Genomic DNA, 6,802 nt, shown 5'->3' with positions numbered 1-6,802 from the left:
GGGCATTTGGCTCATTTAGGAGGTGCTTTTTTTGGTTATATTTACATCCTGCAATTAAAAAAGGGAACAGATATTTGTGGCTGGTTTACGACTATTTTAGATGCTTTGGCCAATGTGTTTAGAGGAAAAAAATCGGTGCCCTTTAAAAAAGTGCACAGAAATTATAACCAACCGGCAACAAAAAACGTTTCTAAAATTGTAACTAAAAATAAAGAGCAACAACAAATAGATGAGATCTTAGATAAAATCAGTCAATCGGGCTATGATAGTCTGACCAAAGATGAAAAAGAATTCTTGTTTAAATCAGGAAAATAAAACTATACAAATGAGAAACCTTTCATGGTTCAATAAAGCGATGTTTTTTTTCAATATAGTCTTGGCTGTATTGACTTTTGTTGCATATGTTTTACCTTTTTTAGCTCCAAAATTATTTCCGATTTTATCAGTGTTGACATTAATTCTACCATTATTTTTAATTATGAATGGTTTGTTTTTCGTCTATTGGGGCATTCAATTTAAAAAACAGCTTTTTTTGTCTGGCTTGGTTTTGTTAATGGGTATTACATTCATTAATAAATTTTATAAATTTTCCGCCACTAATATACCAAGAGTTGAAAGTGATTTTGTAGTAATGAGCTATAATGTGCGTTTATTTAATCTATTCAAATGGTTGAATGATGATCAAGTCCCTAATGAAATATTGACCTTTATAAACGAGCAAAATCCTGATATTTTGTGTATTCAGGAGTACTCTTCCTCTGCAAAAATTGATTTAAAAATATATCCGTATGAATATGTTTTCATGCAAGGAGACAAAATCAAAACAGGACAAGCCATTTTCTCTAAATATCCAATTATCAATAATGGAAATATAATTTTTCCAAACTCGAACAACAATGCTATTTTTGCAGATATAAAAAAAGGAAAAGACATTATTCGAGTGTATAATATGCATTTGCAGTCCATAAAAATTTCGCCTGATGTAAACGAAATTTCCGAAAATATTGATGGAATCAATCAGGAAAAATCGCAAATGGTGATTAAGAGAATTAGTAAAGCATTCAAGAAACAGCAGCAGCAAGCGGAGATTATTATGAACCACAAAAACAAATGTGAGTATCCAATTATTATCTGCGGCGACATGAATAACAGCGCTTTTTCCTACGTGTATCGAAGTATAAAAGGATCTCTAAAGGACAGTTTTGAAGAAGCCGGAGATGGTTTTGGGCCAACCTATAGTTTTAAATATTACCCAGCTCGAATCGATTATATTTTTGTCGATCCCAGCATGAAAGTCAAGAGCTATGAGAGTTTTCCGGAATTTATAAATTCCGACCATTTTCCTATTATTGCCCGTTTATCGATGGAATAATTTTGAAACTAAAGTGTTTGTTGCTTCAAATAATCTGTTGTAAATCGACCTTCATTAAAGAGCAAATCCAAAACACTTAAATTATTTAAAAACCCGTGTTTTTCTCCAAAAACCTGAGTGTAATTTTCAAAGATGGAAGGATCTTTTTTTCCGTTTACCAAGGCTCTAAAGTCACTATAATCATTTGCTTCGTGGAAATATTCTGTTGATTTATCGAATGCCAATTTCATTCCCAGGCATTTCGAAATAATATCTATTGTTTCAAAATTCAAATCTACCAAAAAAGTGTGTTTTTTGTGAAATATTGGATAAATCGCATCTTCAAAATATTCAAAGAAAGGTGATGCCCTGTAGGCCGCTTCTAATGATTTGAAATGCTGTTTCTGCCAGTCTACACCAGTTTCTAACTTAACGTCTTTGGTCTTTTGATATCTTTCTGCAGTATGTTTTACAGGAATATTCAGTAACTGAATTCCATTTGGACTGTAAATATATGTCCTGTTTCTATTGGTTTGTTTCTGGAAATTATCTTCCATTTCAAAAGTGATCGCATCCGCTTGAGCCATTGCCACAAAATGACTGATGGAAGGAAAATAGGTTGGATGGATTAAAATGTTCATGCGGTTTAATTTTTTTGTTTAAAGTTCAAGGTTTAAAGTTATCCTGAAAAACAACTTTAAACCTTGAACTTTAAATCTTTAAATATAAATTTTAACTGTTTTTCTCTTTTCTTTTATTAATGAAAAAGGAAATTCCAAAATACAACGCCAGAGCGATTAAGAAATATTTAAAATAAGATTGTGGTTGCCCATCACCGCTAACAGTAGTAAAAACCCTGTCCCAACGAATTTTGCCAAAGCCTTTTCCATTTGGATCTAAACTCATCCAAATAAATACAGGTTTCCCTACAATATGATTTTCTGGAACATAACCCCAATAGCGACTGTCTAAAGAGTTATGGCGATTGTCTCCCATCATCCAATAATAATCTTGTTTGAAAGTGTAATTGGTTGCAATCTGACCGTTAATTCTAATTTCAGTGCCATTTACTTTCAAATCATTTTTCTCATACTCACTAATGATAGTTTTGTAAAATGGCAATGATTCAGCAGTTAGCGCTACTGTTTTTCCTTTTTGTGGAATATAAATCGGCCCTAAATTATCAACATTCCAGTTTTTTGTCTGTGGAAAAATAGTCGGTTCCACTTCGTGTGAAATATTTCGAACCACACTTTTTACAATTGGATTTTGTTTTAAACGATTGGCAGATTCTTCTGTTAGTGCTCTGAAGTAGAAAGTGTTCGGGGTTCTTTCGTCGATATAAACCGGATCTGTAATATTCAGTTCTTTTAAAATATAAGTTGGGTCAAATCCAGAACCGTCTGTAGTAACACTATAGGAATATTGTGGTTTTGCTCTTTCGGGCATGGGCATTACTTTTCCGTTGATATAAACAATTCCGTCTTTTATAGACAAACTATCCCCTGGAATGCCAACGCAACGTTTTACGTAATTTGTTTTTTTATCTATTGGCTTATCATATCTTTTGTCTGCAACTTTATACATATTATACAAAGTATCGGCAGGCCAGTTGAAAACCACAATGTCAGTTCGGTTTACCTCTTGCATTGCAAAAAATCTGAAATAAGGCAATTGTGGCCAACTTAAATAGGATTTTTTATTTATGAAAGGGATGGTATCATGGACCATTGGTGCCGCAATTGGTGTCATTGGTGTACGCGCGCCATAATGAAATTTACTTACAAATAAGAAATCACCAACTAATAAGGATTTTTCTAAAGAGGAAGTAGGGATGTTGTAAGGCTGTATTACATAACCGTGGACAATTGTCGCCACAACAATTGCAAAAAGTATGGAACTAATCGTATCCGCAGTTTTGTTTTGTGGAATTAAACTTCTGTCAGAGATATAATTTAAGGGTTGGGTATAATTGATGTAATAAATATAGAAACCCAAAGTTGCAATACCTAAAACAGTATCAAAAGTAGAATTTTTTCCAAAGCTTCTCAAGGTTTCTACCCAAACAACCGGGAACATAATGAGGTTAACAACGGGAACAAAAAGTAAAATGGTCCACCAGGTCGGACGGTTTGTGATTTTCATTAATACAATAGCGTTGTAAACCGGAATGGCCGCTTCCCATCGTTTTCTCCCGGCAGCTTCATATAATTTCCAAGTTCCTAAAAAGTGAACTATTTGAATTAATAGGAAAAATACAAACCATTGATATACTGTCATAATATGTTTATTTTGTTATTTCGATTGTTCGAAAAATCTAATTATCTAAATTTAATACATCTTTCATAGTGAAAATGCCTTTTTTGCCAAGAATCCACTCAGCTGCAATAACAGAGCCTAAAGCAAAACCTTCGCGATTGTGCGCCACGTGTTTGATTTCAATTAAATCGACTTCTGATTTATAAAAAACGCTGTGGGTTCCGGGTACATTTTCTATTCTTTTGGCGTCAATCAGAATTTCGTCTGATTTTGGATTTTCTAATACCCAATTGTTATAATGGCTGTTATTAATAATTCCTTTTGCCAATGAAATAGCTGTTCCGCTTGGTGCATCCAGTTTTTGTGTGTGATGAATTTCTTCCATTTCCACCTGATATTGATTGAATTTTGACATGATTTTTGCCAAATAATCATTCAATTCAAAGAAAATATTAACCCCTAAACTAAAATTAGAACCATAAATAAAAGCACCATTTTTCTCCTTACAAAGTGCAACCATTTGTTCATATTCATCAAGCCATCCCGTAGTTCCGGAAATAATTGGAATTCCGGTGTTCAGGCAAGCAGAAATGTTAGTCACAGCTGCATTTGGAACGCTAAAATCAATAGCGACATCAGCATTTTCAAGACCTTCAAAAGTGTCGGAACTGGATTTTCGCATTACAATTTCATGTCCGCGTTGCAAAGCCATCTTTTCGATAACTTTTCCCATTTTTCCGTATCCTAAAAGTGCTATTTTCATTTAAAACTGGTAATTTAATGTCAGTCCGACATTGTTATGTTTATTGTCGATTTCATTCAAATTGATATCGGGGCGTAAGGACAATTCATTACTGATATTGAATTGCGAAAAATGGGCATCAATATTTGCATCAACGATATTTAGCACATAAAAAGCCACAGTCACAATAACAGAAATATCACGATTTCGCTGATAAAAACGCTGGCCGGCTATTAAACGGGTATCATCTAAATATTGAAATTCATCATCATTGTAACCCGCCAATCGTCGTTTGTAAGCATCACGATACTGGTGGTATTTGGTGTTATTTCTGGAATAAAAATAAATCCCGGTACCCATTCCTCCATAAACTAAAGGAATTTTCCAATATTTTTTATTGTAGGCCTGCCCTAAACCAGGCAAAATAGCTGAATAAAAAGCTGCCTTTGCGGGTGCTAACGCATTTATCTCTTGTCTTTTTAAAGTATCTTGTATGATAAGAAGATCTCCTGTTTTTTCTTGAGCGAAAAGGGAAGGATTTCCAAATAGGAAGACCAATAGAAATATGGGAATGAGTCTATGCATTACCCTTTTATTAGTTTGATAATTCTGTTGAAATCTTCTTCCGAATGAAATGGAATGGTAATTTTTCCTTTACCGTTTCCGGCTACTTTCACATCCACTTTGGCACCAAAATAATCGGTGATTACTTTGTTTTTGTCATCAGAAATGGTGAATGTAGCAGTTTTTGTATTTGTTGCCGCTTTAGGTTTCAGACTTTCATGGTAGTTTTTTACCAAAGCTTCCGTTTCTCTAACTGATAGATTTTGGCTGACAATTTTTTGGTAAATATCCGTCTGTATGTCCTGATCTTCAATATTGATAATTGCGCGACCGTGTCCCATACTGATGAAACCATCACGAATTCCCGTTTGAATAATCGGATCCAATCTCAAAAGACGCAAATAATTGGCAATCGTAGAACGTTTTTTACCTACGCGATCGCTCATTTGCTCTTGTGTTAACTGAATTTCGTCAATCAATCGTTGATACGATAATGCAATCTCGATAGGATCTAAATCATGTCTTTGAATGTTTTCCACCAAAGCCATGGTCAGCGATTCGTTGTCGTTGGCAATTCTGATATAAGCTGGAATCACTTCCAATCCGGCTAATTTTGATGCTCTTAAACGGCGCTCACCTGAGATTAACTGATATTTATTGAAATCGGTTTTACGAACGGTAATCGGTTGGATAACGCCTAATTCTCTAATAGAAGTAGCTAATTCCTGCAATGATTCCTCATTGAAATTACTTCGGGGCTGAAAAGGGTTGATTTCGATAGCATTTAATTCAAGCTCGACAATATTGCCCACCACTTTATCTGCGTTTTTATCATTAACCGACTGAATATCATTTTCAGGGTCTTTTAATAAAGCTGATAATCCTCTTCCTAATGCTTGTTTTTTTATTGCTTGTGCCATAAATCAATTAACTATTTTTCTTTATAATTTCTTCAGCTAAACTTAAGTAATTGGTTGCTCCTTTGCTCGTCGCATCATAATTGATAATGCTTTCGCCAAAACTTGGTGCTTCGCTTAATTTGACATTTCTTTGAATTACGGTATCAAATACCATATCGTTAAAATGCTTTTGAACTTCTTCGACCACCTGATTTGATAATCTCAAACGAGAATCAAACATCGTCAATAATAACCCTTCAATATCCAAGTCCGGATTGTGGATTTTTTGAACACTTTTAATCGTATTCAATAATTTTCCTAAACCTTCCAAAGCAAAATATTCACACTGAATTGGTATAATCACCGAATCAGCGGCTGTCAAGGCATTCAAAGTCAGTAATCCCAACGATGGCGCACAGTCGATAATGATATAATCGTATTTGTCCTTAACGCTGGTCAAGGCTTGTTTCAACATATATTCTCTATTTTCTTTGTCTACCAATTCGATTTCGATGGCTACAAGATCAATATGAGCGGGGATAACATCTACATTTGGAGCCGAACACGTGATAATAGCGTCTTCAGGAATATGACTGTGTTCTAATATCTGATAGGTACCAATCTCAACATTTTCAACATCAATACCCAAACCGGAACTTGCATTCGCTTGAGGATCTGCATCAATAAGTAATACTTTTTTTTCTAAAACGCCTAAGGATGCTGCTAAATTTATCGAAGTTGTTGTTTTTCCAACACCACCTTTTTGATTGGCAATTGCAATGATTTTACCCATTTATTTTTTTGAATTTTGAAACGTAAAAATACAATTATTTATGGGTTTTGAAAATCTATTTTGTTAACATTTGTTAAGGTTTGATTCTCTGATAATTCTAAGGATAGAGTTCTTGGTTTTTTGTAGCTATTTCCTGCTATCCACTATATCTTTTTGTTTTTAAAGAAAAAAACAAAAAGGATGCCGTTATTATC

8 protein-coding genes are annotated in these 6,802 nt (G+C 34.1%); 2 read left to right on the top strand and 6 right to left on the bottom strand.

Annotated features, from left to right (window positions below):
* A partial coding sequence (locus VI621_RS05580; RefSeq protein ID WP_324217392.1) for a DUF6576 domain-containing protein occupies positions 1 to 315 on the top strand: 315 nt, incomplete at its 5' end.
* Between the two features lie 10 nt (positions 316 to 325).
* Positions 326 to 1,372 (top strand): endonuclease/exonuclease/phosphatase family protein, encoded by a 1,047-nt coding sequence (locus tag VI621_RS05575; RefSeq protein ID WP_324217391.1) that lies wholly within the window; start codon positions 326 to 328, stop codon positions 1,370 to 1,372.
* A gap of 8 nt (positions 1,373 to 1,380) precedes the next feature.
* Here VI621_RS05575 and VI621_RS05570 read toward each other — a convergent pair whose 3' ends face one another.
* The 6 genes from VI621_RS05570 to VI621_RS05545 form a co-directional block, all read right to left on the bottom strand.
* Complete coding sequence (locus VI621_RS05570) at positions 1,381 to 1,992, bottom strand: WbqC family protein (RefSeq protein WP_324217390.1); 612 nt, start codon at positions 1,990 to 1,992, stop codon at positions 1,381 to 1,383.
* A gap of 91 nt (positions 1,993 to 2,083) precedes the next feature.
* Positions 2,084 to 3,631: a signal peptidase I gene (gene lepB / locus VI621_RS05565; protein WP_324217389.1), complete on the bottom strand. Its 1,548-nt coding sequence runs from the start codon at positions 3,629 to 3,631 to the stop codon at positions 2,084 to 2,086.
* 37 nt (positions 3,632 to 3,668) lie between these two features.
* A complete protein-coding gene (gene dapB, locus VI621_RS05560) occupies positions 3,669 to 4,373 on the bottom strand; it encodes a 4-hydroxy-tetrahydrodipicolinate reductase (protein WP_324217388.1) in 705 nt (234 codons plus the stop codon).
* Complete coding sequence (locus VI621_RS05555; protein ID WP_324217387.1) at positions 4,374 to 4,937, bottom strand: DUF5683 domain-containing protein; 564 nt, start codon at positions 4,935 to 4,937, stop codon at positions 4,374 to 4,376.
* Positions 4,937 to 5,836: a ParB/RepB/Spo0J family partition protein gene (locus tag VI621_RS05550; protein ID WP_324217386.1), complete on the bottom strand. Its 900-nt coding sequence runs from the start codon at positions 5,834 to 5,836 to the stop codon at positions 4,937 to 4,939. Before VI621_RS05550 ends, VI621_RS05555 begins: the two co-directional genes overlap by 1 nt.
* A gap of 7 nt (positions 5,837 to 5,843) precedes the next feature.
* Positions 5,844 to 6,608 (bottom strand): AAA family ATPase, encoded by a 765-nt coding sequence (locus VI621_RS05545; RefSeq protein WP_324217385.1) that lies wholly within the window; start codon positions 6,606 to 6,608, stop codon positions 5,844 to 5,846.
* Positions 6,609 to 6,802: the final 194 nt, after the last annotated feature.

Source organism: Flavobacterium sp. (genome assembly GCF_035292545.1).
Taxonomy (GTDB): Bacteria; Bacteroidota; Bacteroidia; order Flavobacteriales; family Flavobacteriaceae; genus Flavobacterium.
This window is presented reverse-complemented; position numbering and strand designations above follow the sequence as displayed.

Excerpts from the sequence above, each read along its gene's own strand:
- VI621_RS05575 (WP_324217391.1), top strand. The coding sequence starts at position 326 with ATGAGAAACCTTTCATGGTTCAATAAAGCGATGTTTTTTTTCAATATA.
- VI621_RS05570 (WP_324217390.1), bottom strand. The coding sequence starts at position 1,992 with ATGAACATTTTAATCCATCCAACCTATTTTCCTTCCATCAGTCATTTT.
- lepB (WP_324217389.1), bottom strand. The coding sequence starts at position 3,631 with ATGACAGTATATCAATGGTTTGTATTTTTCCTATTAATTCAAATAGTT.
- dapB (WP_324217388.1), bottom strand. The coding sequence starts at position 4,373 with ATGAAAATAGCACTTTTAGGATACGGAAAAATGGGAAAAGTTATCGAA.
- VI621_RS05555 (WP_324217387.1), bottom strand. The coding sequence starts at position 4,937 with ATGCATAGACTCATTCCCATATTTCTATTGGTCTTCCTATTTGGAAAT.
- VI621_RS05550 (WP_324217386.1), bottom strand. The coding sequence starts at position 5,836 with ATGGCACAAGCAATAAAAAAACAAGCATTAGGAAGAGGATTATCAGCT.
- VI621_RS05545 (WP_324217385.1), bottom strand. The coding sequence starts at position 6,608 with ATGGGTAAAATCATTGCAATTGCCAATCAAAAAGGTGGTGTTGGAAAA.